Annotated in this window: 24 protein-coding genes; 20 read left to right on the top strand and 4 right to left on the bottom strand. The window is 58.5% G+C overall.

Translation table 11 applies throughout. The features are described 5' to 3' along the window. Positions 1 to 220: 220 nt before the first annotated feature. The 10 genes from PM3016_RS35570 to PM3016_RS41545 all read left to right on the top strand — a co-directional run bounded on the left by PM3016_RS35570 (position 221) and on the right by PM3016_RS41545 (position 13,567). Complete coding sequence (locus PM3016_RS35570) at positions 221 to 1,549, top strand: nucleobase:cation symporter-2 family protein (protein ID WP_187297990.1); 1,329 nt, start codon at positions 221 to 223, stop codon at positions 1,547 to 1,549. Between the two features lie 98 nt (positions 1,550 to 1,647). Continuing rightward, a complete protein-coding gene (locus tag PM3016_RS35565; RefSeq protein WP_014372650.1) occupies positions 1,648 to 2,841 on the top strand; it encodes a PQQ-dependent sugar dehydrogenase in 1,194 nt (397 codons plus the stop codon). Positions 2,842 to 3,652: 811 nt separating this feature from the next. Further along, positions 3,653 to 4,864, top strand: coding sequence for a class I SAM-dependent methyltransferase (locus tag PM3016_RS35560; protein WP_014372649.1), 1,212 nt, complete (start codon positions 3,653 to 3,655; stop codon positions 4,862 to 4,864). A 534-nt stretch (positions 4,865 to 5,398) separates the two neighbouring features. Further along, a complete protein-coding gene (locus PM3016_RS35555; RefSeq protein ID WP_014372648.1) occupies positions 5,399 to 5,839 on the top strand; it encodes a MarR family winged helix-turn-helix transcriptional regulator in 441 nt (146 codons plus the stop codon). Positions 5,840 to 5,889: 50 nt separating this feature from the next. Next, positions 5,890 to 6,330, top strand: a complete 441-nt coding sequence (locus PM3016_RS35550) for a MarR family winged helix-turn-helix transcriptional regulator (protein WP_014372647.1) — start codon at positions 5,890 to 5,892, stop codon at positions 6,328 to 6,330. Further along, complete coding sequence (locus PM3016_RS35545; protein ID WP_014372646.1) at positions 6,327 to 6,986, top strand: HlyD family secretion protein; 660 nt, start codon at positions 6,327 to 6,329, stop codon at positions 6,984 to 6,986. Before PM3016_RS35550 ends, PM3016_RS35545 begins: the two co-directional genes overlap by 4 nt. Before the next feature lie 39 nt (positions 6,987 to 7,025). Further along, positions 7,026 to 8,342 carry an efflux RND transporter periplasmic adaptor subunit gene (locus tag PM3016_RS35540; protein WP_014372645.1) on the top strand — a complete coding sequence of 439 codons (1,317 nt, stop codon included), beginning with the start codon at positions 7,026 to 7,028 and terminating at the stop codon, positions 8,340 to 8,342. A gap of 11 nt (positions 8,343 to 8,353) precedes the next feature. Further along, positions 8,354 to 10,003, top strand: a complete 1,650-nt coding sequence (locus PM3016_RS35535; protein WP_014372644.1) for a DHA2 family efflux MFS transporter permease subunit — start codon at positions 8,354 to 8,356, stop codon at positions 10,001 to 10,003. Positions 10,004 to 10,146: 143 nt separating this feature from the next. Further along, a complete protein-coding gene (locus tag PM3016_RS35530; RefSeq protein ID WP_014372643.1) occupies positions 10,147 to 11,871 on the top strand; it encodes a hypothetical protein in 1,725 nt (574 codons plus the stop codon). 140 nt (positions 11,872 to 12,011) lie between these two features. Continuing rightward, positions 12,012 to 13,567 (top strand): IS3 family transposase gene (locus PM3016_RS41545; RefSeq protein WP_420798945.1). Its coding sequence is split into 2 segments (ribosomal slippage): positions 12,012 to 12,663 and positions 12,663 to 13,567, totalling 1,557 coding nucleotides; the frame shifts between segments, so codons are not numbered across the junction. Between the two features lie 320 nt (positions 13,568 to 13,887). On the opposite strand, the gene PM3016_RS35515 is transcribed toward PM3016_RS41545, so the two are convergent. Further along, complete coding sequence (locus PM3016_RS35515) at positions 13,888 to 14,106, bottom strand: hypothetical protein (protein ID WP_014372642.1); 219 nt, start codon at positions 14,104 to 14,106, stop codon at positions 13,888 to 13,890. Positions 14,107 to 14,309: 203 nt separating this feature from the next. Between PM3016_RS35515 and PM3016_RS35510 the strand changes: the two genes are divergently transcribed. From PM3016_RS35510 to PM3016_RS35475, 7 genes are all read left to right on the top strand, one after another. Next, positions 14,310 to 14,840, top strand: a complete 531-nt coding sequence (locus PM3016_RS35510) for a DNA-deoxyinosine glycosylase (RefSeq protein ID WP_014372641.1) — start codon at positions 14,310 to 14,312, stop codon at positions 14,838 to 14,840. Between the two features lie 120 nt (positions 14,841 to 14,960). Further along, positions 14,961 to 15,638: a 5,6-dimethylbenzimidazole synthase gene (gene bluB, locus PM3016_RS35505; RefSeq protein ID WP_013921347.1), complete on the top strand. Its 678-nt coding sequence runs from the start codon at positions 14,961 to 14,963 to the stop codon at positions 15,636 to 15,638. A 163-nt stretch (positions 15,639 to 15,801) separates the two neighbouring features. After that, positions 15,802 to 16,434 (top strand): HAD hydrolase-like protein, encoded by a 633-nt coding sequence (locus PM3016_RS35500; RefSeq protein WP_014372640.1) that lies wholly within the window; start codon positions 15,802 to 15,804, stop codon positions 16,432 to 16,434. 289 nt (positions 16,435 to 16,723) lie between these two features. Next, the gene (locus tag PM3016_RS35495; protein ID WP_014372639.1) at positions 16,724 to 17,566 is read left to right on the top strand and encodes a stalk domain-containing protein; all 843 of its coding nucleotides are present in this window, start codon (positions 16,724 to 16,726) and stop codon (positions 17,564 to 17,566) included. A 176-nt stretch (positions 17,567 to 17,742) separates the two neighbouring features. Next, complete coding sequence (locus PM3016_RS35490) at positions 17,743 to 18,918, top strand: FtsW/RodA/SpoVE family cell cycle protein (RefSeq protein ID WP_014372638.1); 1,176 nt, start codon at positions 17,743 to 17,745, stop codon at positions 18,916 to 18,918. 21 nt (positions 18,919 to 18,939) lie between these two features. After that, complete coding sequence (locus PM3016_RS35485; RefSeq protein WP_014372637.1) at positions 18,940 to 19,416, top strand: hypothetical protein; 477 nt, start codon at positions 18,940 to 18,942, stop codon at positions 19,414 to 19,416. Positions 19,417 to 19,777: 361 nt separating this feature from the next. Beyond that, the gene (locus PM3016_RS35475; protein WP_014372635.1) at positions 19,778 to 20,074 is read left to right on the top strand and encodes a hypothetical protein; all 297 of its coding nucleotides are present in this window, start codon (positions 19,778 to 19,780) and stop codon (positions 20,072 to 20,074) included. Positions 20,075 to 20,201: 127 nt separating this feature from the next. On the opposite strand, the gene PM3016_RS39040 is transcribed toward PM3016_RS35475, so the two are convergent. Then, positions 20,202 to 20,351, bottom strand: a complete 150-nt coding sequence (locus PM3016_RS39040; protein ID WP_013921340.1) for a hypothetical protein — start codon at positions 20,349 to 20,351, stop codon at positions 20,202 to 20,204. Positions 20,352 to 20,644: 293 nt separating this feature from the next. Here PM3016_RS39040 and PM3016_RS35470 point away from each other — a divergent pair, with 293 nt between their 5' ends. Further along, positions 20,645 to 21,172, top strand: a complete 528-nt coding sequence (locus PM3016_RS35470; RefSeq protein ID WP_014372634.1) for a hypothetical protein — start codon at positions 20,645 to 20,647, stop codon at positions 21,170 to 21,172. 151 nt (positions 21,173 to 21,323) lie between these two features. Next, positions 21,324 to 22,367, top strand: a complete 1,044-nt coding sequence (locus PM3016_RS35465; RefSeq protein ID WP_014372633.1) for a hypothetical protein — start codon at positions 21,324 to 21,326, stop codon at positions 22,365 to 22,367. Positions 22,368 to 22,533: 166 nt separating this feature from the next. Here PM3016_RS35465 and PM3016_RS35460 read toward each other — a convergent pair whose 3' ends face one another. After that, positions 22,534 to 22,713 (bottom strand): hypothetical protein, encoded by a 180-nt coding sequence (locus tag PM3016_RS35460; RefSeq protein ID WP_016363063.1) that lies wholly within the window; start codon positions 22,711 to 22,713, stop codon positions 22,534 to 22,536. 183 nt (positions 22,714 to 22,896) lie between these two features. Further along, positions 22,897 to 24,102 (bottom strand): porin family protein, encoded by a 1,206-nt coding sequence (locus PM3016_RS35455; protein ID WP_013921336.1) that lies wholly within the window; start codon positions 24,100 to 24,102, stop codon positions 22,897 to 22,899. A 209-nt stretch (positions 24,103 to 24,311) separates the two neighbouring features. Here PM3016_RS35455 and PM3016_RS35450 point away from each other — a divergent pair, with 209 nt between their 5' ends. Beyond that, positions 24,312 to 25,283, top strand: coding sequence for a hypothetical protein (locus tag PM3016_RS35450; protein ID WP_013921335.1), 972 nt, complete (start codon positions 24,312 to 24,314; stop codon positions 25,281 to 25,283). The last annotated feature ends 293 nt before the right edge of the window (positions 25,284 to 25,576 follow it).

The raw sequence follows: 25,576 nt of genomic DNA, 5'->3' as shown, positions 1-25,576 counted from the left end.
AAAGTAACGCATCATGTCATATCCATCAGGGACAACCCGTACATATTCGGCATCCTGCACAACCAACGTACGTGAATCTGTATGCCCAGACGAAAACGCTGCTCATCCGTGTTATTTTATATGCCACAGGCGGTATAGTGGGGGAGAGATAACAGAGGGTCGGGTCGGCGGTTCCTGAGCGGACTCACGTGTTGGCGGCCCTTCGAGTTCATGGGGAGGAATGCTGGTGGAAACGGACGTATCGAAGATGAGGATTGTGTCGCTCGGGCTTCAGCATGTGCTGGCGATGTATGCGGGAGCCATTCTCGTGCCGCTGATCGTAGGGAGGGCCCTGCATCTGACGGGGGAACAGCTGTCGTATCTGGTGGCCATCGATCTGCTGACCTGCGGCATCGCAACCCTGATGCAGGCTTGGAAAAATAAAGTGTTCGGCATCGGGCTTCCGGTGGTGCTCGGCAGCTCGTTCGTAGCGATAACGCCGATGATCGGCATTGGCACGCAGTACGGCATTACGGCCGTCTACGGGGCCATTATTGCCGCAGGCTTGTTCATCGTCCTGTTCGCGGGGATGTTCGGCCGGCTGGTGAAGCTGTTTCCCCCGGTGGTCACGGGTTCGGTCGTCACCATTATCGGCCTGTCGCTTGTGCCGACCGGGATCCGCAACATGGCCGGCGGGAGCGGAGCGGCCGACTTCGGCAGCCTGGCCAATCTGCTGCTGTCCTTCGGCGTGCTGGCGTTCGTGCTGGTCCTGCAGCGGTATGCCCGCGGGTTCCTCCGTTCGCTGTCCGTGCTGATCGGCATTCTGGCGGGAACCGTGGCTGCGGCCTTCATGGGCAAGGTGTCGCTCGCTCCCGTGGCCGAGGCCTCGTGGTTCCACCTTCCGCAGATGCTTGTGTACGGGGCGCCCACGTTCGAGATTGCGCCGATTCTGACGATGATCATCGTCGGAATCGTGATCATCATCGAGTCGACCGGCGTGTTCTTCGCGCTGAGCCGGATCTGCGAGCAGCCGCTGGACCGGAGCGATCTCACCCGGGGATACCGGGCGGAGGGGCTGGCGATTGCGCTCGGCGGCCTGTTCAATGCCTTCCCGTACAATACGTTCGCCCAGAACGTGGGACTCGTCCAGCTGTCGAAGGTCAAAACCCGCAGCGTCGTCGTCGCGGCGGGCCTCATTCTCGTCGTGCTCGGGCTCGTTCCCAAGATTGCCGCCCTGGCGACAATCATCCCTGCACCGGTGCTCGGCGGAGCGACCGTCGTCCTGTTTGGAATGGTCATTTCCTCCGGCGTCAAGATGCTGAGGGAAGTCGACTTCGGCCGGCAGAACAACCTGCTGGTCATCGCCTGCTCGATCTCCCTCGGCTTGGGCGTCACCGTGGTGCCGAACCTGTTCGAGCAGCTGCCCCCCGCCCTGCGCATCATTGTGAGCGACGGGGTTATCACGGGTAGCCTGGCGGCGATCGTGCTTAACCTGTTTTTTAACGGGGTGGGTGAAGAGCGGGCCGCGGCGCCCGAAGAGCTGCCTCTGCGGGCCCGTGTGGAAGGATAACCGGCCGCCGCTCGTGAACACAGTCGTTTTCCCTGGAGGGGAGACGGCTGTGTTTTTTTGGTATAATAAAAAGAAAAGCCAAGGAGGATCTTCGCGTGATGCTTTCCTTGAGATGGACGGCTGCCCTGCTGGCCGGCGTGCTGGCGCTCGGCGGGTGTGAGGCGCCGGGAACCAAGCCGGCCCCTGCGGCAGGCACCGCACCGGCACCCGGATCCGGAGCCGCAGATGCACCGGCTGCCGCTGTTCCCTATACGCAGGAGGTTGTCGCCACGGGACTGAATGTGCCTTGGGAGATCGCCTTCGCTCCGGACGGACGGATCTTCTTCACCGAGCGCGGCGGCTCGCTCCGTGTGATCCGGGACGGCAAGCTGGCGGCGGAGCCTGTGTTCACTTTTGACAAGACGCTGTATAAAGAAGGGGAGGCCGGGCTGCTGGGCTTCACGCTCGATCCCCGGTTCGCGGTTAATGGGTATATCTATGTGTATCATACGTATACGCGCGACGGTAAGCCGGTCAACCAGGTGGTCCGCCTCAAGGAGAGCGGGGGCCGGATCGGGATGGACAAGGTCATTCTGGACGGACTCCCTGCGGCGCGCACGCATGACGGCGGCCGGGTCAAGTTCGGCCCCGACGGGATGCTCTACGTCACCAACGGGGACGCGGGCACGCCGTCGAATGCCCAGGATCTGCAGGTGCTCGCGGGCAAAATCTTCCGGATAGCTCCGGACGGCAGCATTCCGAAGGACAACCCGTTCCCGGGCTCTCCGGTGTACAGCCTCGGGCACCGCAACCCGCAGGGGCTGGCGTGGCACCCGGTGACGGGCCGGCTGTACAGCACGGAGCACGGCCAGACGGCGCACGACGAGCTGAACCTGATCGAGCCCGGAGCCAACTACGGCTGGCCGCTTCTCCAAGGCGACGAGACGGCGGTGAAGCCGGGCGACGAGGGCAAGCTGGGCCCCGGCCCGCTGAAGAAGCCGCTTGCGCACAGCGGTGAGGAGACCTGGGCGCCGTCGGGCATCACCTTCGTCACGAAGGGGCCGTGGGCGAACGCTCTCCTCGCCGCGAACCTCCGCGGCACGCAGGTGCTGCGCTTCACGCTGGCCGCAGACGGCAGCAGCGTGCATAGCATCGACACGCTGCTGAAGGGCGAGCTCGGCCGGCTGCGCGCGGTAGGGGAAGGCCCGGACGGCTCGCTGTACGTGCTGACCAACAACCGCGACGGCCGCGGCAATCCGCAGAAGGATGACGACAAGATCATCCACCTGAAGCCGGCCGGCGGGGTGAAGTAGGCGGCTGGCGGAGCGGGTGGCGCTGGTCGAAGACTGTAGCAGCGCGCACAGCATCAATCCGCTGCTGAAGGGCGAGGGTCGGCCGGCTGCGCGCGGTGGTGGAAGGCCCGGACGGCTGGCTTGCAGGCCTCGTTGATGAATCCAGACACACATCAACCTGGCTGTCCCGAGCCCGTATACTTACTATCGCTCTGCCGCGGTCTTGGGCCGACGAAGGCTGAACCAGTGGGGGATCGGCGTATCACCAGTCCGCTGATCTGCCTGGGCTGCCCCGCCCTGCCGGACTCACCGCTGCAAAATAACGGAACTGTAGTGCCTTATTCGCCCACAAAACAGGGCCCATGGCCAAATAGCGGAACTCAGGTATCTTATCGCCCCCTAAATCTCCCCTAAATCGGGGAAAAGGAGCGAATAAGGCATCTCAGTTCCTCTATTTCCTATAGGGTCCCTGAAAATGGGCAAATAGCGCATCACAGTTCCTCTATTTCGAAAAAATGCACAACAGCACCTCTGCAAGCGGAGGGCTGATAACGAATGCTGCGAGCAGGCTTGCGCGTGGAGGAGGATAACCGCCGTGTGGTCGGCGTTTGCCGAGAGTGGCGGTTATCCGCCGCACGGATCGGCTGCTGAGTGTGGTGGATGACCGCCGAGCGGACCGGCATCCGCCGAGAGTGGCGGATAACCACCGCACGGACGGCATCCGCCGAGAGTGCCGGACCGCCGTGCAATCTGGCATCCGCCGCATCCCCGGCCGTTTCCACCTAACTACCGCATGCCCGCAGCATGCCAACGAAAAGAGGAACAGACATCCATGCAGGACATCCAATTACCGCAGCTGCTCAGCCGGATCTTCGGCGAGCGTACCCTCATCCAGGCCACGCTCAGCCAGGTGAGGAGCACGGATCCCACCGGGCGCGGCTGCACCAAAGTTACGGTCAAACCAGTGGAGCTGAAGGGCGCGCTGCACTACCAGTTCAGCTCCTTTTGCGGCCCGAAGGTACTCCACGAGAACGCAGAGCCGGCGGAAGCCGAGGAGAAGCTTGGCGTCATGCTGGCCGAGCAGTTCCGCCAAGGGCTGCTGCAGACGGGCGAGGCCGACTACCAGGTGCTCGTCAGCAAGAAGGGCAAGCTGGGCATTCTGCGCAAGCCGCCGACGAAGCAGGCGGCCTCCGTGCAGCTGACACATGACCGGCGAAAGAACTACACGCTCGAAGAGGGCGTGCCGGTGCCGTTCCTCGTCGAGCTTGGCATCATGAACGCCGAGGGCAAGGTGCTCGCGAAGAAGTACGACAAGTTCCGCCAGATCAACCGCTTCGTCGAGATGATCGCCGACGTGCTGCCTCATCTGCCGAAGGGCCGGACGCTGAACATCATCGACTTCGGCTGCGGCAAATCGTACCTGACCTTCGCGATGTATTACTTCCTGAAGGTCATGCACGGCTTCGATCTGCGGATCATCGGGCTCGACCTCAAGGAAGACGTGATCCGCGACTGCTCGCTCCTCGCGCAGAAGCTGGGCTATGAAGAGCTGCGCTTCCTGGTCGGCGACATCGCCAAGTATGATGAGCTGCGCCAGGTCGACATGGTCGTGACGCTGCACGCCTGTGATACTGCGACCGACGCGGCGCTCGAGAAGGCCGTGCGCTGGGGCGCCTCCGTCATCCTCTCGGTTCCGTGCTGCCAGCACGAGCTGTTCCGGCAGGTGCAGAGCGATGTGCTCTCCCCGCTGCTGCAGCACGGCATCCTCAAGGAGCGCTTCTCCGCTCTGGCGACCGATGCAATCCGTGCCAAGCTTCTCGAGCTGCTCGGCTACAAGACGCAGATGCTCGAGTTCATCGATCTCGAGCATACGCCGAAGAACCTGCTCATCCGCGCGGTGCGGTCGGCCAAGCCTTTGACGCAGGCCGAGACCGGCAAGCTCGCCGCTGAGTATACGGCGTTCCGGAGCTTCCTGCACGCGGACCCGTACCTGGAGCGCGCGATGCGGGAGGAGCTGGCCCCGCTGCTGGGACAGCAGGGGTAGCTGCCGCACAGAGCCGCAGAGCTTCAGCGGTCTCCCCGGGCCGCCCGCCGGCCTATGATACGGATAACAACAAAAGTCGTTTGGGCCTTTCGTCCAAGCGGCTTTTTTATCATTAGACAGGCTGCTCCGGCCTCCCCCTCCAACCGATTATGACCATAGAAGGTGCGTTTTCTTGACATAACCGTTAGAACAGATGGCCATGACTGAACCCTCTTCTCCCTTTGCAACCCCTCAACTCCCTTTTCCAGCACCCCCACATTAACCCCAGCCACGAACCGGCGTGCAATTTCCCGATGCTCCCCAGTCTTAGCGATGAATGCCCCGTGTGCCTGAGCATGCAGGGCTTTTTACCGCTTTATCGGGCACAAACCCCTGTTTTTAAAAGAATATCGTCTTTTTTTCAAGTTCCCATGGAAGCACTGCATCTGTTATATTCTTTTAGTACTATTTATTTCGAAGTACAAAATATTTAATTATGAATTAATCATCGGTAAAGCATGAGTTCTTGCGCCTTGGGCGGAGGAGGGGGAGTTTTTGACGGAATCACAAACGCAGGATGCCCTCCTGCAGCGGCTGGAAGAGGTACACCGGCAGCTTCAGCGGAGGCTTATCGCAAGATGGAATGCGGAGAGCCCGATGATGCTCACCCGCCCTCAGGCCAATCTGCTGCTTCATATGGAAGACCGCGGGCCGCTGAGCATGTCGGCCCTCACGGAGTTCCTCGGTGTCACCTCGGGCGCGGCCACTTTCATGTGCGACAAGCTGGTGGAAAAGGGCCTGATCGAGCGCGCACGGCAGGCGGGAGACCGCCGGGTGGTGTCGCTGCAGCTGACCGGGGAAGGACTGCGGACGACGGCGGCGATCCGGGAGCTCAAGCGAACGTTTGGCGCAAGGCTGTTTGAAGGGGTGACCGAGGAGGAGCTGTCCGCTGTGGACCGGGTGTTCCGCACCGCACTGCAGAACCTGACGAAGTAGGCGCTCTGTTCCGTTTTTACATACCTGCAGGGAGAAGGAGGAGTGGAACGATGGAGCTCGAAGGGCGTTTTTTTCGAATGATCCGGGAGCTCACGGCAAGAATGCATGCCGTCCGCAGCGAGAGGCTGAAGGAAATCGGCCTGACGCTTCCGCAGATGCTTGTCATGATTCAGGTATACCAAGAGCCGAAGACGATCGGCGGGATTGTGGAAGCCGTACAGCTCTCCTACAGCACGGTATCGGGCATTGTCGACCGGCTGGAGCGGGACGGCTGGGTGGAGCGCGTGGGGGATTTGCAGGACCGGCGGGTGATCTGGATTCATAAGACGAAGAGGCTGGAAGAGGCGAAGGAACGCTATAAACTCTTTGAGGAGCACGCCTATGGGGAGCTGCTCAGCGGCCTGACCCCGGAAGAGCTGGATATGGTGTCCGAGTCGGTCAATCTGATTTTGAACCAAATGGAGAAGAAGGTTGAGGAGAAGAAAGCATGAAACGAAAAGGCGTTTTATACACCATTCTGGCCGCGATGGTTATCATCGGCGGCGGGATCGGCGGCTACTTCTGGTATAACGGCCAGCATTATGTGTCGACCGAGGACGCGAGACTGACGGCGGATATTTACAAAGTGATGCCGCGCGTTACGGGCAAAGTGACCTCGCTGTCCGTCGAAGAAGGCGACCAGGTACTGGCGGATCAGATTATTGCGCAGCAGGACAGCAGCAACCTGGCGGTACAGATGCTCGACCAGGCCGCGCTGCGTTCGCCGATCTCCGGCACGGTCATCAAGACGCTCATCCACACGGGCGAAGTCGCTTCCCCGGGCCAGACGGTGGCGATGGTGGTCGACAAGTCGAAGCTGTACATCTCGGCGAACATTGAAGAGACCTACATCAACCGCGTGCATGACGGCCAAAAGGTAGAGATCAAGGTCGACACGTATCCGGGCGTGACGCTGACGGGGACCGTGACCGAGGTGGGCAAGGCGACGGCGTCGACCTTCGCACTGCTGCCTTCGACGAACACGAGCGGCAACTTCACGAAGGTCACCCAGCGCATTCCGATCAAAATCGCAGTCGATGACCAGCAGGGACTGGATCTGGCGCCGGGCATGAGCACGGTGATCAAGATCAACGTCAAAGACAACTAATCCCATCGTGAGATAGAGACAAGTAGAGGAGTATAGGCCATGAATCGTAATCATAAACTTTGGGCTCCCGCGCTGCTGTCCCTTGCCTTGGCAGGGGCGCTTCAGGGATGCAGTACGGATCCGGGGCATGCGGCCGCCGGAGCGAAAGCCTCCTACCAATTGATGCAGCTGGCCCAGGGGTCGCAGGTGAGCCTCAGCGGGAAGATCATTCCCGACCAGGAGGTGAAGGTGGTCTCCAAGGGTTCGGGCAAAGTCGCTGCCGTGAATGTGGAGGAGGGCGCCGCCGTGCATAAGGGCGACGTGCTCGTCCAGCTCGAGACCGACGACCTGCTGCAGCAGGTGCGGCAGGCGCAGTCGGGTGTGACCGGCGCGCAGGCGAAGCTCGCGGACCTGCAGGCGGGAGCCCGGCCGCAGGAGATCGCGGCACTGGAGAGTGCGCTTGCGGCAGCCAAGGCCGCGCAGGAGCAGGCAGGGGCGGCGGTACAGCAGGCCAAGGCCGGGCTGGACCTGGCGACCAGCTCGTACAACCGGCTGCGCAACCTGTATGACAGCTCCTCGTCGGTGAGCAAGGAAGACCTTGACAAGGGCACCTTTGAATACGAAAAAGCCCGCACCGCCTATGAGCAGACCCAGGCTGCGCACAAAGCGGCCGGCGCCCAGGTGGAAGCGGCCCAGGCGAAGCTGGAGCTGGCCCGCAGCGGGGCGACCGACAATACGCTCAAGGCGACGGAGGCCGAAGTGAACCGGCTGTCCGCGGCCCTGGAGCTCGCCAACTCTTCGCTGAATAATGCGACGGTGACCGCTCCGGTGGACGGAATCGTTGTGAAGCGCAGCATCCAGCCGGGAGAGATGGCCCAAGCGGGAGCGGCTCTCTTCTCCGTCGTGAAGATGGACCGCGTGCAGGTGGAAGTCAGCACGGCCGACAACCAGATTGCGAAGATCAAGACGGGCACGGAAGTTCAGGTGAAGGTGCCGACAGCCGGCGACCAGCCGTTCAAAGGCACCGTGACCTTCGTCTCCCCGGTAGCGACACCGAATACGAGCTCGTTCCCGGTGAAGGTGACGGTCGACAACCAGGAAGGCAAACTGTTTGCCGGTATGGTTGCGGAAGTCGTGACCGCGGGCAGCACGGAGCAGAAGCTCGAGGTGCCGAAGTCGGCCGTGCTGCAGCGCGATGGCAAGAGCTATGTCGTTCTCTCGGATAACGGGAAGGCGAAGCTGGCGGAAGTGAAGACGGAAGACAAGAACGCCGAGTGGGTGTACGTGCAGGAGAGCGGCGAGCTCAAGGCCGGACAGTCCATCGTAGTGAACCCGGACGCAGCGATTGCTGAGGGTACCGCCTTGAAGGCGGAGTAGGAGGTACGCGCATGTCCGACACTCCGGCAAGCAACACGGAGCAGCCCGCCGCTTCCAGCGGCATGTGGTTTGCACTCATCGCTATTGTCATGGGGACCTTCGTCTCCGTACTCAACTCCTCTCTGATGAACGTGGCTTTGAACAAGTTCGTCGCGGTTTTCGGTTCATCGGTAAGTACGGTCCAATGGGTCATCACGGGCTACATGCTGGCTTCGGCGATGGTTATTCCGATGAGCGGCTTTCTCGGAGCCCGGTTCGGAGCAAAAAATATTTTCGTATTCTCCGTTGCCGGCTTTACCATCGGTTCGGTGCTCTGCGGACTGGCGTGGAGCGACAACTCGCTGATCTTCTTCCGGATCATCCAGGGCTTCGCAGGCGGCTTCATCATGCCGGTCGGGATGACGATCATCTACATGACCTTCCCGCGTGAAAAGACGGGTGCTGCGCTCGGCCTGTGGGGGGTTGCCGCGATGGTGGCCCCCGCACTCGGCCCGACGCTCGGCGGCTATCTCATCCAGCATTACAGCTGGCGTGTTCTTTTTTTCATCAATATTCCCATCGGCATCCTGGCTGTCATTCTCGGACGCATTCTGCTGAAGGATTCGCCGCCGGTGAAGGGCCTGAAATTCGATACGGCAGGGGCCCTGCTGTCGATGACCTTCTTCGGCTCCCTGCTGCTCGCCCTGAGTAAAGGGCAGTCCGAGGGCTGGACTTCGCTCTACATCATCTCGCTGCTGTTCGTTGCGGTGTTCAGCCTGCTGCTGCTGATCTGGGTCGAGCTGAACGTGGAGAAGCCGGTGATGGATCTGCGGCTGTTCCTCAACATGAAGTTCACGATCTCCGTCATCGCCTCATCGCTTGTCATGATGGGGATGATGGGCGGTACGTTCCTGACGCCGGTGTATCTCCAGAGCATCCAGTCGCTGAGCCCGATGCAGACCGGCCTCGTGCTGCTGCCGCAGTCGATCGCGATGGCGCTGATGATGCCGATCTCCGGCCGGCTGTTCGACCGCTTCGGTATTCTGCCGCTCGGGATTACGGGGCTGACGATCCTCGGGGCGACGACACTCGAGCTGCACCATCTCACGGTGGATACGCCGAATCACTGGCTCAATGTGCTGCTGACGATCCGTGCCATCGGCATCGGCCTCTGCATGATGCCGCTCTCTACAGCCGGCATGAACGCGATCCCGACGAGCCAGATCGGCAACGCTTCGCCGCTGTCGAACGTGTGCCGCCAAGTGGCCGGGTCCATGGGCATCGCGCTGCTGACGGCGATCATGAGCAACCGCCAGACGATTCATTACCAGCACATCTCGGAGAGCGTCTCCGTGGATTCCTTCGTGGCCAGCCAGACGATCTCGGGTCTGACCGGTATGGTCTACCAGTGGGGTGTCGATACGGCGACCGCTTCGGGGGCTGCCGCTTCCGTGCTCGGAGGCGTCATGCAGCTTGAGGCGCTGGCCCGTTCAATCGCTGACACGTTCTTCATCTCCGCCATCCCGGCGATCGTGTGCATTCCGTTCGTCTTCCTGCTGGCCGGGAAGAAGAAACCGGCCGATGTTCCCGCTGAAGGGGCGGCGAAGCCGGAAGGTTCATCCACAGAGGCGGCGCCGAAGGGCGTAAGCACCGGGGAAACGCCGGAGCTTGTGAAGGCGTAAGGACTTTGCGCGGAAATACAGTCCGCACGGTCGACATGGCATCGGAGCGGATGCCGGGTATCCTTTTTATCGATTCACCATCTATTGCACTTATTCCAGTCTGATCTGATTCCAGCACTATACGTATATTGGGAGGCATCATCATGAAACTGCCATGGAAACAAGCGGCCGCCGGCCTGCTTCTCGTCTCCACCTTGACGCTGAGCGTTCCGCCCGTATGGGCGGACGCGGCCGCTGCACCTGCCGGACTGTCGGCTTCGTATGATCTGAACGGCGCAGCGAGCCTGCAGGTGAAGAGCCTGCTCCAGGAAAAAACAGCAGCCGGCTGGCGCATCGGCGCCGTCGTGAAGCTCTACAATAACTCCGCTGTCAACGTCCGGGTACCGGATCATGAGATGCGGGCCAAAGGGTCTGACGGCAATACCTTTACGCTGCAGCCTTCGGCAGCCAATGTCAAAACCATTCCGGCTTACGGCTTCGTGGAGCTGAGCTACCTGCTCGAGATCGAGTCCCAGGCTCCGCTGTCCATCACGGACCTGCTCTGTGTCTACGTGGACTGGAGCGTCTACCCGAAGGCGGAGACGGTATTGGCCGACGTACCGGTTGGCTCGCTCCTCTGGAGAGGCAAGGACGCCGTGATCGAAGATCCGGCTCTGCTCAAGGGCTGGGGCGAAGCGTTCACGATTCCGGGCACGAATTCGCCGCTCGAGTTCACGCCGGTGTCCATGCACAAGCAGTTCACCGGGCAGTCGCCGACGTACGTCGTGAAGCTGGCGGTCCGCAACCCGGGCGAGTACGCCGAAACCCTGCCGGACTTCACAATCAGCGGCCGGTCGGGCTCGCGCAGCACGCTCGGCACGAAGGTCGAGGGCGCACCGGCGGAAGTCAACCCGGGCGGGACGAAGTACATCTCCTTCGCAGTGACGCTGGAGCCGGAGGCGCAGCTCGACTCGCTGTACGTCATGACGCCGGAGAGCTTCCTGAAGCAGGGCCAGCCGGCTCCGCTGACGTACTGGACCGGCCGCCTGGCTTTCCAGCCGCAGGCGAGCCAGAATTACGCCCGTCTGCCGGTCATCAAGGCCGGTGAGACGATCGCTGTCGACCCGCACAGCCAGGCGGTCAACCCGCAGCTGGGCGTGACCCTGCAGAGCCTGCAGTGGTTCGAGAATGAGGGCCAGCAGTTCAAGACCGCTGTGGCCAAAATCAAGTTTGCGAACGGCAGCACCAGTCCGGTGCCTCTGCCGCAGCTTGGCGCCGAGCTTGTCAGCGGGAGCGGTGTGCCGTTCAGCGGCACGCAGCTGACCTCGGCCGTGAAGGAAGTGCTGCCGGGCCTCGGGGCCGTGGGCACGTACACCTTCGCCGTGCCGAAGTCCGAGGAAGGCACCCGCTTCACCCTGCGCCTGCTGGAGCAGCAGGGCCAGCAGCTGTACCGGACGCCGATCGCCCAGCTGCAGACGGAAGTGACGGGCGATGAGCTCAGCACGGAGCTGCTGAAGTTCTATCCGTTCGAGATGAAGATCGACTCGTGGGGCATCTCCAACATGGCGATGCAGAACATCGTCACGAAGGCGTTCAGCTATACGTACAAGCTGAAGATGCAGCTCGATATCCGCACCTCCGACGAAGTCATCGCCGACGGGGCGCAGCCGAAGCTGTACATGCAGATCGAGAACCTCGAGGGCAAGATCCTGACGTCGAAGACGTATCCGCTGACCGGGGATAACCGGCTCGCGAACGGCATTCAGTCGATCTATTTCGAGAGCACGAACTCCGACCAGCTCGAGTACCCGATCACCGTGAAGATTTATGAGCTGGTGCCTACGCCGCTGGGCGACGCCAAACGCCTCATCTCGGTGATGAAGCAGTAGGCCGCCGCAGCTTGGGTTTTGGGCAACTGCTTTTGAACTGCAAAAGAGCACCTCTATTCTGCTTCGGCAGGGTGATACGCTCCCCATACGGTAGACAGGTGAAATAATAAAAAACCTGTTACTGTAAGGGGAGCTTTTTCATGTCTAAAGAAAAATACTGTGCTACGGAGAAACTTGCTATCCTTGAAGAAGTTTCAAGTGGAAAAATTGGTTTTATCGCTGCAACCAAAAGATACGGTATGAATAAAACAACTTTAATGAAATGGCAGCGTCGTTATAAGCTATATGGGTATGAAGGACTGGAAAGAAGTACTCGCAATCGAAGTTACAGCGCTGAGCTGAAGCTTCAAGCGGTGAAAGATTATGTAGAGGGTGGATTGTCAAAATACCGGATCATCGACAAATACAGGATCTCAAGTACAACGCAGCTTTCTAACTGGATTAAGAAGTATAATGGTCATAGCAGCTTAAAAGCCTACAAAGGGGAAGCACAAGCTATGACAAAGGGTCGCTCTACTACGTGGGATGAGAGGATCGATATCGTCCACTATTGCCTGGCACATCAGCATGACTATCATAAGACAGCTGGCCAGTTTCAGGTCTCCTACCAGCAAGTATATCAATGGGTGAAGAAATTCGAAGCCGGCGGTGCGGATGCTTTAAAGGATGGCCGGGGGCGAAAGAAGGCGCCGGAAGAGATGACGGAGGCAGATCGCCAGAAGCTCGAGATGAAGAAGATGGAATACGAAATGGAGAGGCTTCGGGCGGAGAATGCATTTCTAAAAAAGTTACGGGAAATCCAAAGGAGGCGAAGCTAAGCCAATATCGCCAAGAGAACGTCTACCTTGCCATCCAAGCGCTTCAGGAAGAGGAGTCGATCAGCATTCAACTTCTGTGTGAAGTCGCAGGAGTTGCACGCTCAAGCTATTACAAATGGTTAAACCGCAAACCCAGCTCTCGTGAGCAGGAGAATGAGCGGCTGACAAAGATGATGATGTCCATATATGAAAAAGTAGAGAAAACCTTTGGGTACCGCCAATTAACACTCCACATGCGCAAGGAAACCGGACAGACGATTAACCATAAACGCGTGTACCGGCTGATGAAAGTCAAGGGAATCCAGTCGGTCATCCGCAGGAAGAGAAAGAAATACCCTCATTCTACTCCCCAGCACGTGGCCGAGAATGTGCTGAATCGTAATTTCCAAGCAGCTGAACCCAATGAGAAATGGGTAACGGATGTAACAGAATTTAAATACGGCAACGGTCAGAAAGCGTATTTAAGCGCGATTCTCGATCTTCATGATAAATCCATCGTCTCCAGAGTAGTGGGGCATTCCAACAACAACCCACTTGTTTTCGAGACGTTGAAGCAAGCCTTGCAAGCAGCTCCAGGAAGCAAACCAATGCTTCATAGTGACAGAGGATTTCAATACACTTCACTTGACTTCAAAAAGCTTTTGGACGATAACGAACTGACTCAAAGTATGTCCCGGGTTGGGCGGTGTATCGATAACGGGCCGATGGAATCCTTCTGGGGGACCTTAAAATGCGAGAAGTATTATCTACACACTTACCAAACCTTTGAGGAGCTTGAGAGAGACATTCTGGCTTACATCGATTTTTACAATAACGAACGATTACAAGCAAAACTAAACGGCCTCAGTCCAATGGAATACAGGACCAAGGCCGCTTAAGATTTTTATTTTTTGTACTGTCTACTTGACGGGGGGCTGTTCAGGGTGGGGGCGCTCTTTTTTTTTATGCGGCGATCTGTGATTCCCGTCTTGGAAATCCGTTCGTCAGCATTCGTGAGGGCGGGAGGCAGTGGCTTCCCCTTCAGGAATGTCATACAATAGAAGCAAAGGCATGGAACAGGCATGGAACAGACCGAACACGTGCCGGAGCCGGACAGATGAGCTTAAGGTAGAAGAGCGCGATAGTAGAACATGCCGGACAGAAGCTGTGGGAAGCACCGGATGAGCTTGAGATGACAGCCTGGTATCATGCTGCACGGTTATGGACGTGTGATGTTAGATCTTGATCCGGCGTCGGAGCCGGATGCGCTGCGTTCCTTGACAAGGGATTTGATTTCGTTCAGATCCCGCCGGATCCGACGGTAGGTGATATAACCGGCCAGCGACTTGGCCCCGAAGAAAAGCACGGCTGCCACCGCAATCAGCACGTAGTTATGGCTGAGCGATTTCATCCATGCGTTGAGATGGTTCATACTCATTATTCATGCCCTCCGCTCCATGGAACATGGGTCCAAATCTAAGAATTTATATCTCACCAGGGCTCGATTCTAAGGACGGCGAAGCCGTTTATCTTGTGTATTACTATATCCAGAAAGTTGAAAGTTAGCCTGAAGCTGAGAATCTATATGGCTCGGTTTGGCTTGTCTTCGACTGACAGCATGCTTGGCGAGGAGGAGTGGGAGTGGAGCAAGAAGCAGGAGAAAAGCGGACCGGCCTGCCGCCGGTCGTCGACAGCCGCAGCCGTCTGCTCCTTCTCGGCTCGATGCCGGGGGAGGCGTCGCTGCGGGCGCAGATGTACTACGGCCACCCGCGCAATGCGTTCTGGCCGCTGCTCTACGGGCTGCTGGACGGCGGCGAGCCGTCTCCCGTCTACGCCGAGCGGCTGCAGTTTGCGCTCTCGCGCGGCGTGGCGCTCTGGGATGTGCTGCGCGAGTGCGAGCGCAAAGGCAGCCTGGATGCCGCGATCCGCAAGGCCGAGGCGAACGACTTCCGTGCGTTCTTCGCCGCCTACCCGGGCATCACGCACGTTTTCTTCAACGGCAGTGCCGCCGCGCAGTACTTCAGCCGCCAGGCGGCCCCGCAGGTCGAAGGTCTGCCGCTGAGCTTCAGCACGCTGCCGTCCTCCTCGCCGGCCCGGGCGATCAGCCTGGAGGCGAAGCTGGAGGGCTGGCAGCCGGTGAGGGAGGCCTGGCTGGAGTCGCAGCGGGGCTGAAATGGCGGTGCCCCTCTCCAGCACAAAATGTAAACGGTTACTTCGTCTGATGCAGGGAAATGCGCCGGCCAGCACGAATGGTATACAGCATAAACATGTACGATGATAGGGGTGAGGACCATGTTTTTTAGCGAAGAAGAGAAGAACGCGGTCTACAAAGCGATCTATACCCGCCGGGACGTCCGGACCTTCCGGCCGGACCCCATCGCGGACGATGTAGTAATCCGGCTGCTCGAAGCGGCCCACCATGCGCCGTCCGTCGGCTTCATGCAGCCCTGGAACTTCGTGCTCGTCACGACCGACGAGCTCAAGGCAAAGCTGGCCTGGGCCGCAGACAAGGAGCGCCGGGCGCTGGCCATCCATTACGAGAACGATCCGAGCCGCCAGGATCATTTCCTCGGCCTGAAGATCGAGGGCCTCAAGCAGGCTCCGCTGACGATCTGTATCACCTGCGACCCGACCCGCGGAGGATCCCACGTGCTCGGCCGCAACTCGATCCCCGAGACGGATATGATGTCGGTGGCCTGCGCGATCCAGAACCTCTGGCTGGCCTCCTGCGCCGAGGGTCTCGCCATGGGCTGGGTCAGCTTCTACAAGCGCAATGACGTGCGGGATATCCTGGAGATCCCGCCGCATATCGATCCCGTGGCGCTGCTCTCCATCGGCTACACCGACCAGTACCCGTCGGCACCGATTCTCGAGACCTCCGGCTGGGCGAAGCGCCGTTCGCTGGAGGGGCTGGTGTTCCAGGAGAAGTGGGGCGTGCAGCCGAAGGAAGGATCCGATCCCAATTCATAAGCCGGTTCGGAAAGCCTTGACCCCTGCGGGGTTCAAGGCTTTTTGCTGCCACTCCTAAAATTTTGCTGATTCTCACCAAAACACAGCTCCAGATATGGAAAGTTTGGTATATTGGTAGGGTGTTTGATTTTGTTCCTGCATATCTCAAGGAGAGGCACTGATCATGCAAACTTTACTTGTTTTTAATTTCAACGGCACGCTTGTCTCTACCCGGGACTTGGCAATCCGGATCTACAACGGTATTGCCGCGGACAAGGGGTACCGCGTTATACATACGGAGGATGTTGGTTGGTTGAGCTCCTTATCCGTCAAGGACCGGTGCCGTCACCTGGGTGTCCCCCTTTATCTGCTGCCAGTGATGGGTATCACGATTAAGCATAGGTACCAGCAGGAGATCAGCCGGCTGCCCGCCGTCGAAGGCATACCGGAGATGCTTCGAGCCTTGAAGTCTGAGGGATATGTACTGCGCCTGATGACGAGCAACAGCCGCTCCGTGACGGGGCTTTTCTTAGAGGCCAATGGTATCGATCTGTTTGATGCCATCCACTATGCCCACAACCCCTTTAGCAAAGAAAGGGGGCTGACATCCTTTCTGAAGCAAAGCCGAGCCGCTTATCAGGAGATTTATTACGTCGGAGATGAACTGAGAGACATGAGGGCAGGAAGGAAAGCAGGCGTCCGGACGATTGCAGCCGCCTGGGGTTATGATTCGGTTGAACTGTTGAGACAGGGGGAGCCCAGCCATATTGTGCACAAGCCATCTGATCTGATAGACGCTGTTCAACGATTTGGCTGACTATGTTCTTAAATTTCATAGGCGAGGATATGATGAGGTTGACGGAATAAGGAACATCGAAACGAATCAGGGCCTTTATATCGGATGAGCCCGGCTGAGGTGGTTAGTCGATTTGGGAATCCGGTGGCTAATTCTATGGCTTTCTATGGTAGCATTCTCACTATCTCTACCATCTATTGACATCCCTATGACAATTTCATATGCTGGTATTTGGTGCCAATAGGGGATGCCTGGAAGCACTGGATAGTAAGTCGTATAAAACATACATACGTGAGGTGCAAGGTCAGCTATGAAGGAATTGTTCAGCAAGAAGGTATTATCCATCATTACCGTATCGTCGTTATCTTTGGCTGTTGGAGCCTGGGCTTATGCAGACGATGCATTGAAACAGATCAGCGCTTATCAAAATGCCGGGATCACAATCAAGGTCAACGGCAGTTCCGTCGATCTCTCCAGCGAAGACGGCATGATGTACCCAATAATATATGAAGGCCACAGCTATGTTCCGGCGAAGGCTTTGGCCGAAGCGATGGGCGGCACGGTGAAGTGGAATAACGATACGAAGTCCGTGGAAGTGACGACGGGCGGAGCTGTACCGAGCGGAGCGGGGATTCCAAGTAAAGATAACAGCTCGACGGCTCCCGCAGCCAAGCCGGCTGCAGGAACGGGTAAAGGACCTGTGGCTTTCTACACGCCTGCAACGCCTGCCAGCACCATGTTTGAAGAGAACAAAAAGGCGGCAGCTGAGGTGCTTAAGCTCTATGCCCATGCTCTGAAAACCGGCAGCACCACAGAGCTGGAAGCTTGGATGAAGAATAACTTCCAGGAAAGCGAGTGGGGCAGTACCTCGTATGAGACGGCCAGCAGCGGGCTTTCCCGCACCCTCGAAGCGTACCGCGAGGAGTACGACGATCAGGTTCTGAGAGCCCTTGCCGATAGCCTGATCTCCAAGGCGGATTCTTTAGCCTTTAACGAAGAATCGGAGTATTCGGACGATACATATGCGAAGGATCTGGAATACTTTGTTGACGTAGAGGGTTCAGGGGAGAGAGGCATGTTCGGTGTCTACTTCTTCTATAAGTTAAACCAGGATACGAATAAGTTTTATTTCGGCCAAGCTGCATTCTATTAATTTTTATCCCATGTGTCGCCGCCTGCATCCTGTGTTTTGGAAGCATGGCGGCGATTTGTTATATGGCTGTGTTTCTTTGGATGCTGCCTATGATTAAGCCCTCCCCCTGAAACAAAACCCCTCCGGAAGTCGTCTAATCGTATACATTGATTTTTCCAAATCCGGAGGTCCCTTCCATGCTCAAGACCCATTTCAAGACGCACGACTGGACGCTGACCACGGTCATGCTCCTGTTCTGTGCGATCAGCATCACGGCCCTCTACAGCGCAACCTACGGTTCGAAGTTTGAAGGGTACCATGTCAGTATGGGGATTTATTACCTGCTTGGTTTTTTGGTGATGTTCGTTGTAGGGATCGTAGATAACGCTTTCTTGAAGCGGATGACCCCCATCTTGTTCGGCGTGGGCCTGCTGCTGCTCGTGGTGGTATTGATTCTGGACACAACGATTAACCATGCCAAAGGGTGGCTTCTCATCGCAGGATTCAGCTTCCAGCCGGCGGAGATCATGAAGCTGTTCCTCGTGCTTATGCTGGCAAGGTTCATAGCGGGCCGGCAGGTGGAGGATGGCCGGATGACGTTCCTGGGCGGCGTACTGCCCAGTGCCGTTATTGCGGGAGTCCCGTTCCTGCTCGTACTGGTGCAGCCGGACCTCGGGAATGCGATGGCGTTCGTGTTCATTGTGGTCTGCCTCATCTGGGTGGGCGGGATGAAATATTGGCAGTTCCTCCTGATGATCGGGCTGGCCGCGGGGCTGCTGGTCACCTCGGTTCACTACTACAAGGTTTATCACGAACCGATCGAACAGTATTTCAAGGCGAAGGAGAAAGAACGCTGGGTCGAGCGCATCGACACCTTCCTGTATCCGGACAACGTGGATAAGGACAAAAAGTACCACATCGACAGCGCGGAGCTGGCCATCGGGTCGGGGAGCCTGGAGGGTGAGGGGTATATGCAGGGCACCGCGCGGCGCGGGTTCGTGCCGTACGTGTATGCGGATTCGATCGTCGTGGTGATCGCCGAGGAGTTCGGGTTCCGGGGCACCGCGCTGCTCCTCATGCTCTACATGGTGCTCATCTACCGGATTGTCCTTGCGGCGATCACGGCGCCGGATTCCTTCTCGAGGCTGCTGGCCATCGGTATAGCCTCGATGTTCCTCTTCCAGATCTTCCAGAATGTCGGCATGCACCTGCGGCTGATGCCGCTGACGGGGATTACGCTGCCGTTCATCTCGTACGGCGGCACGTCCCTGCTCACCAACATGATCGCGGTGGGCATTGTGCAGGGCATCCGGGCGCAAGCAGCGGCGGTGTCGACCAGCGGTGAATGGACTCCGGTAGGGAAGGCGTTATAGCCGGGGGAGGGGAGGACAGCCATGAACACGTACGCCAAAACCACCCTCTGCCTGCTGGCCGCGGTTATCCTGCTTGGGACCGGATACTGGGCGGGGAACCGGTATCCGCTGTCCGGTGTCCGACCGTGGGTTCAGTCCAGCCAGCCTCCGCTGCCTGGAATTACTATAGAAGGCCAAGCGGTGTCCGTGGTGCGGGGAGGCTTCTCCTGGTGCTCGGGCTCGGGCAGTTGTTCCATCACAGACAGTCCACCCATGATAACCATTCTGAAGAACCATAAGGAGCCTCCCGTCCAAGTACAGCCGAAGGCAAAGATCGAAACCCATGCACCACCCGGCATCAAGGAATTTACAATGACAAGACTGGAAGGAAGTGCCGGAGAAAATCCTTACGAGGTGCCGGAACAGCCCGGCGTGTATTATTACCGCATCTACTGCGAGTGGTTCTCGGATCAGGGGAACGCGGAGTTCGGTTTTGTCGTGGAAGTGAGGGAGAAATAGTGCGCAGGCTTAGGGTTCCAGCCGTTCGTTATGATGGGAGTGAAGCCGAATGACCGGGAAGCAAGAGAGTTATGAAAGGCAGCATGAAACAGAGCCTGTGGCTGGGGTGCAGGACTTGGTGCAGAAGATTCCCCTCATGGAGGAGCTTGCCGAGATCCAGCAGATCGAGGGAGGAGGACCTCCGAAGCCCGCGGATTTGTCAGCGATGCCGCGCCCTGTAAGGTGGTTCGGGTACTTTTTATGGCCGCGGTGGTCGGGATGGCACTGGCGGCTCTCGTCCTGACTTGGATGGATTGAAGATAGTCGGCAGCGGAGGCGCTCAGCCTGTACCGGCCTCCGGAGAGGAGTTGGGTCCACCTTCATGAACGTCGCAAATAAAACATCCACTCCCTCCATCATCTGGGGCCTGCTCGTGTTTGCCGCCCTGGTGACCGGGTTCTCTTACACGCAGCTGGACAGCACGTATGCAGGGGTCACAGTGGTATCCAAAGGGGAGAAGCAGGTGGTGCTCCGCAAGGAAGACGGGTCGCTGCATAGGGTTCGGGCCCAGGAGCACGAACTCCGCTCTCTGACGGAGGGAGAGAAGTACCTTGTGACCTATGCGCATAACCGGCTGCGCAGCCCGTTCCTGGTGAAGGTGGAGCCGTTTCCGGAGTAAGGGGAGGCAGCTTATTGTGTACCCTTGCAGCCGCGGCGTGTTTGTCCCTTACCGTACGCTCCCGCATCAAAAGACGCCCAAGGCTTGGCAGCCGGGCGTCTTTTTCTGCAGGTGAATTGCTGGAGGCCTACTTTTTCTCTTTCTGTGTAGCGCCAACGAGGTTCTTCGTCGTTTTGGCACCCTCCAGGGTATCGTTCACGAACTCCATATCCTGGTTCTCGGCCGACATCGAAGCGGTCCCCTCGTAGTTGCCCTGGTGCTTTTTGTTCTCGGACATGCTGCTTTCCTCCCTTCGGCTGCACTTTGCATGCTTGCTGTTTTACCATGCGCACCCGGATGGCCGATTATTCCACGGAATGGGCAGGCTGAGCCGAACTTTCATGCTGCAGCACGTACCCTCACGTGGAAGAGCCTCTGACGTATCGAAGACCGCTTCGCGGAGAGGGGCTGGGGGTAATAGCCTGTACCGAGGGGACGGGCCCGTACGGAAGTCTCTGCTGATTTGGCTGGAATATGGCATACTACAAAGTAAGGAAGTTTGGATTCTTGGTGCGAAGGGGAGAAGCGATCATGGCCAGAAATAACATCAAAGTGCCGTTCGGCTACGAGCCGCCCACAGGGAAGGGGACATTGAAAGGGACCTTGTGGGTATACGATTCGTTCGAGGGTTATACGGAGCAGGAGCTGACCCGGCTGCTGGCGTTCTCGGATGAGCGCAAGCTGGCGCGCGTCATTTTCTACCCGCTTCATGAGGAGACGCTTCGGCGCATGGTGAAGGGGGAGCACTCCCCTTACTACAAGCGGGTGCAGGCACTGGAGGACATGCTGGAGCACGCCGATACGGATGTGGATTACACCATAGAGAGCTTCGAGAACAAGCGCAAAAAGTACACGCCGGCGGATTATGCGTTCCGGTTCCTGGAGGAGAAGTACCAGGGGCCGTTCTTCCTGTATGTCACGGAGGAGACAGCCAACCTGCTGGCCGGTTATGAGAGCTTCGAGACCTGGATCAAAAAGGTCCGGTTCTTCATTGACGGCGGCGGAGGTCCGCTGCATCCGAAGCTGCAGGAGTATGCCACACGCTGGGAAAGAGTATAACCCTCTCCCGGCCGCAGAGGCCTATCCAGAATCCCCCTCGCCGGAGTGCGCCCCCAAAACCCGCCGACCTTCCGAACCGTGTAGCACACAACAAGATTACATGGAAGTCCCGGGACCGATCCGGTCAGCGGGCGAAAGGGGAAGCGGGAACATGGCAGCATATAAAAAGACAATCGGCATCGTACTGGGGGCGCTGCTGCTGACAGGTACCGCGTATGGAGCGGTATCCGTCGGGAATACGGAAGTCTCTGCGGAAGTGTCGAAGGAGGTGCGAGGCACCTTCGCAGGTCTGTCGGGCAGCACCCTGAAGCTGGATTCGGGCAGCGGCGTGAACTCCTACACTTTGGCGGCCAACGCATGGGTATACCGTAATTCGCAGAAGTCGGAAGTGGAGGATCTGCAGGCGGGTGATGCGCTGGAGGTCATCCTCAACAGCAAGAACCAGGCGGCCTACATCAAGGCTACCGCCCAAGTGCCTGCGGCGGCAGTGGAGACACAGACGCCGAGCACAGCTGAGCAGACGGCTGCAGCTCCGGCCGTGGAAACTCAAGCGGCTGCGTCAACCGAGACCGCAGCGGCTGAGGCGGTTACCGCTGACACCACGGCAGCGGCAGCGACGGCTGCAGCCGTTGCGGTAAGCGGCTGGTCGTGGGATAAGCTCGAGCTGGAGCTGAAGAGCGGCGGGCTCAAGCTGAAGGTGAAGCATGAGCCCGGCGACAGCGATGATGACGGCTCGGACATCCTCATCCAGACCAAAGACAAGGCCGTGGTTCATCTGACGGGCGTGGAAGCGGAGAAGCTGCTGAGCCTGCTGCTGCAGGGTCTGCCTACCGACCGTGCAGCCTGGGAGGAGGCCCTGAAGCAGCGTCTGTCCGGCCAGTTCCAGATCGATGCTTCGCAGCTGTCCGAGTGGGAGCTGGAAGTGGAGTGGAAGGAGAACGGACAAGGCGTCACGCCGGTCCTGCCGCCGCAGAATCCGAAGGCCCAGGGGCGCCACGATAACGGCATCGGGCAGGAGAAGCAGGCCGCGAAGCTGCAGATGAGCGTTCAGGAGCCGCAGGCCGTTCAAGAAGTGAAGGCTGAGAAGAGCCAGGGCAATGCTTATGGTAAGGACAAAGAGAAGGACAGCGAGAAGAATAAGGAAAAGAACAAGGGTAAAGGAAAGGATGACGAGAAGGAAGGCAAGGACGATTAATCTCCCTGTCTCCGGCCTTTCCTATCCATGTCGTTGATGCACAAGCGTCCGCGGCAGCCAAAGAGGCAGTCCCATTAAGGGGCTGCCTCTTTGGGCATCTTTGGATGGAGCTGACATCCGGGAGCATAGGCTGCAGCCGCCGGCAACCCAGTCTGCAAGATGAATGTTATTCCAGGCGATTGCCGCGTTTCTCTTCGATGTACAGGTCGAGGGCGGTAATGCCACGCCGCGCCAGCTTGACGAACAATACAAAGGCGTAGACGAACAGGCCCAGCATGCCCAGGTAGATGATGATCGCGAAAATGGACATCACGGAAAAAATGGCACTGGCAGGTTCCATATGCAAGGAACAACTCTCCTTTGTTTGGTGGATTGTACACTCGGCCGGATGTTATTACCCGGCCGTCTGAAAGGACAAACAACCGCTGCAAATCATATGTTCACGGATAGCATGCCCGATAGGAGGGCCCTTTTGCGCGCGAATGTCAACTGCCGGCGGCCTGCAGAGTACTGCCATGCGCTTCCTAACTTACTCGGGCTGGAACACATCGACCTCCGGCCGGAACAGGATCCACGCTGTGCCGGCGTAGGTATCCGCCTGATACCAGCGCCGGCCTTCCCCGTCATCCCAGTAACCGGCGGGGGAGAAGGTCTGGGCTCCGAGCCGGTCCACGTTCAGCAGCAGATCCGGATTGGGATAACGGTACAGCGCCGTCCCGCCGGCGCCGATCTTGAGTTTTCCACGGGCAGACTGGATATTCTCCGGGTCTCCGTATTTCTCGTTGATCCAGCCTTCTCCCTGATCGGATCGCACATGATACCAGACTCCCGTGCTTCCTGTGTACTCGGGTCTCTCAGGCCCGTTGGTATCGATTTTCTCGAATACCTGGACAGCCTGCGGCTCCAGCCGGACCCCGCCCATTCCCCCGAGTCTTTCAAGCAGAAGGACTGAGCGCCTCAGGACCATTCTCTCCGCAGTCTCCTGTAACCCGTAGCCTTTCTGCAGCACCCATTCCTCTTGCCCTTTTCCGTTATCTATACGGAAGGCCATATCGAAGATCGTTGTGAATTCCCCGGTGACATGCAGCGTCCGGTTCTCGATAATATCCGGGAATCGGTGTGGCTTCGGCCTGATGAACGCCTGCACACCGGGGTAATACCACTTCCGGTCCACAGGCTGGACGGTCCCGATGTCTGCCAAGGGTACCTTGATCCACTGGTCGCCGAGCCAGGAAGTGCGGATCTGCAGCCAGGTCTCCTCATAGGGATGCGAGTCCATATAGTGCCACTGCTTCTCGGCCCCGACCACTTCGACTTCCTGGGCAGAGAGCGAGGCAGTGGGAACGGCAGAGGCCGTGCGCTTCGGATAGAGCGGCGTGTCTCCCGTGAGCAGGATGGTCTTCGGCGGTGCGATCTGCACGGTCCACGGCTCGGGCGAGATCCACTTGTCCCCTAGCCACGTGTGGATCTTGTACCAGCTCCGCCCGCTGGACCAGGTGGCCTCGGCCCCGACGATATCCACCTGCTGCGGTGACAGTGTGCCGAGCGGCTTCGATGTCAGGTCGGCCGCGTCATAGAACGGCGTCGGCTTCAGGAGCTCTACCGCGGCGGGAATACGCAGCCCGTTCGGGGGCAGGATCTGAGGCTCTGCCTCGTAGGCGGCCAGGGCGGCGCGGCCTCCCATAAGCAGCAGAAGGCAGCCTGCCGCCAAGGAGAGCCATGGTTTGTGTTTCATGATGCACGATCCTCTCTGTTTGGGTATGTATGATCGCCGGTCAGCCATTCCTTTGTATGTATCTTACAGACTGCCAAAAGGGTTGCGGAGTTACAGGGGAGAACGCAGGCACATTCTTTACCAAATCTTATCATCTAAGCCGTTGTCTTAGAAGAGAGGAATATTCTAACATAGACGGCGTACCAACCATAACGAAGGAGTGAATTGATGTGAAAAACCAAATCAAGCCTTGGCGCGTGCTGACCGCGGCGGCGCTTGCCCTGACGCTGGGCCTCGGCGCCTTGACCGCTCCGGCAGCTCCCGTTCATGCGGCGGCCAGCGACCTCGACCTGGCCTACCGCTGGGCTCCGGTCCATTACCAGGACACGGACAGCACGGACTATGACGCGGATTACATCACGGCTGTCAATTATGACGGCGATTGGAATACACTCAACAATTGGGACAACCAGGATGACAGTCTGAGCCGCCTGCAGGCCAAAGCTTATTTCTCCGTTACCGAGACCTCGTCGCATTGGTACATCGTGTACAGCTTCTATCATCCGCGGGACTGGGTGGACTATCCGGACTTTGGACTGGATACCCATGAGAACGACATGGAAGGCGCGATGATGATCGTCCGTAAAGACGGCAGCGCGTACGGCAAATTCGAAGGCATGGTGACGGTTTTCCATAACGATTTTTATTCGTACACCCCATCCGGCAGCCCCCTGACAGGAGCCCAGGAGACCATTGACGGAACGACGCGCCTCGCGAGCTACGGCGGCTTTTCCCGGCCAACGACGTTCCAGGAGGCCAAAGGCCATGGAATCAAGGCTTGGGACGGCAGCGACTATGCCGGCACGGATGTGGTCGTCTATTACCCGAGCAAGGATACGGCGGAGGTTCCGTCCGGAGGCAATGACCGGGATGTGAAGTACCAGCTCGTGGATACTTTTGCGGCGAACGGGCTGTGGGCGCACCGCAGCGATACGCAGACCTTCGCCTCCTGGGGCACGTTCCGCGGGGATGACGGCAGGGACAACGCGGCGAATGCCGCATGGGGCTGGGATGACAGCAACGACGGGGACGCCCTGCAGCGGGGACTGCTCGCCACCGACCCGGCCAAGCTGGTGTCGGTGTACTTCGGGAATCTCGGCACCTTCAGCCGCACGTACACGCGCAACGGGTATACCCAGTAAAGCTGCAGATGGAATAGAGCGAGTTGAGAGACAGGTCGCCTTGGAGGCGGCCTGTTTTTTTATAAATATAAGAATATAGATCCCGCCGTGCTCGATTCTGTCATCTTGTATTTCTTATAAACGCGCACCGTCCGTAAAGGACGGCGAAGCCGTTCATCTTGCGTGCATCCGTGAAGAAGCGGGGTTTATTCCGACTGCGCAGTGACCACAATGAGTTTCAACAGCTTACAGGAATACTGACATTCTGTTGTCACTGATATGGGTTATAATCGGACGTGTGAATTGAGAATCGG

It is taken from the genome of Paenibacillus mucilaginosus 3016, assembly GCF_000250655.1.
In the GTDB taxonomy this organism is placed as follows: Bacteria; Bacillota; Bacilli; order Paenibacillales; family NBRC-103111; genus Paenibacillus_G; species Paenibacillus_G mucilaginosus.
Note: the sequence above shows the minus strand (reverse complement) of the source record. Positions and strands in the feature narration are given on the sequence as shown.

What these genes read in the sequence shown, in the direction of transcription:
- PM3016_RS35485 (WP_014372637.1), top strand. Translation starts at nt 18,940, where the DNA reads ATGAACACGTACGCCAAAACCACCCTCTGCCTGCTGGCCGCGGTTATC.
- PM3016_RS35540 (WP_014372645.1), top strand. Translation starts at nt 7,026, where the DNA reads ATGAATCGTAATCATAAACTTTGGGCTCCCGCGCTGCTGTCCCTTGCC.
- PM3016_RS35475 (WP_014372635.1), top strand. Translation starts at nt 19,778, where the DNA reads ATGAACGTCGCAAATAAAACATCCACTCCCTCCATCATCTGGGGCCTG.
- PM3016_RS35560 (WP_014372649.1), top strand. Translation starts at nt 3,653, where the DNA reads ATGCAGGACATCCAATTACCGCAGCTGCTCAGCCGGATCTTCGGCGAG.
- PM3016_RS35565 (WP_014372650.1), top strand. Translation starts at nt 1,648, where the DNA reads ATGCTTTCCTTGAGATGGACGGCTGCCCTGCTGGCCGGCGTGCTGGCG.
- PM3016_RS35495 (WP_014372639.1), top strand. Translation starts at nt 16,724, where the DNA reads ATGAAGGAATTGTTCAGCAAGAAGGTATTATCCATCATTACCGTATCG.
- PM3016_RS35490 (WP_014372638.1), top strand. Translation starts at nt 17,743, where the DNA reads ATGCTCAAGACCCATTTCAAGACGCACGACTGGACGCTGACCACGGTC.
- PM3016_RS35455 (WP_013921336.1), bottom strand. Translation starts at nt 24,102, where the DNA reads ATGAAACACAAACCATGGCTCTCCTTGGCGGCAGGCTGCCTTCTGCTG.
- PM3016_RS35500 (WP_014372640.1), top strand. Translation starts at nt 15,802, where the DNA reads ATGCAAACTTTACTTGTTTTTAATTTCAACGGCACGCTTGTCTCTACC.
- PM3016_RS35550 (WP_014372647.1), top strand. Translation starts at nt 5,890, where the DNA reads ATGGAGCTCGAAGGGCGTTTTTTTCGAATGATCCGGGAGCTCACGGCA.
- PM3016_RS39040 (WP_013921340.1), bottom strand. Translation starts at nt 20,351, where the DNA reads ATGTCCGAGAACAAAAAGCACCAGGGCAACTACGAGGGGACCGCTTCG.
- PM3016_RS35570 (WP_187297990.1), top strand. Translation starts at nt 221, where the DNA reads ATGCTGGTGGAAACGGACGTATCGAAGATGAGGATTGTGTCGCTCGGG.
- PM3016_RS35470 (WP_014372634.1), top strand. Translation starts at nt 20,645, where the DNA reads ATGGCCAGAAATAACATCAAAGTGCCGTTCGGCTACGAGCCGCCCACA.
- PM3016_RS35515 (WP_014372642.1), bottom strand. Translation starts at nt 14,106, where the DNA reads ATGAGTATGAACCATCTCAACGCATGGATGAAATCGCTCAGCCATAAC.
- bluB (WP_013921347.1), top strand. Translation starts at nt 14,961, where the DNA reads ATGTTTTTTAGCGAAGAAGAGAAGAACGCGGTCTACAAAGCGATCTAT.
- PM3016_RS35465 (WP_014372633.1), top strand. Translation starts at nt 21,324, where the DNA reads ATGGCAGCATATAAAAAGACAATCGGCATCGTACTGGGGGCGCTGCTG.
- PM3016_RS35530 (WP_014372643.1), top strand. Translation starts at nt 10,147, where the DNA reads ATGAAACTGCCATGGAAACAAGCGGCCGCCGGCCTGCTTCTCGTCTCC.
- PM3016_RS35545 (WP_014372646.1), top strand. Translation starts at nt 6,327, where the DNA reads ATGAAACGAAAAGGCGTTTTATACACCATTCTGGCCGCGATGGTTATC.
- PM3016_RS35535 (WP_014372644.1), top strand. Translation starts at nt 8,354, where the DNA reads ATGTCCGACACTCCGGCAAGCAACACGGAGCAGCCCGCCGCTTCCAGC.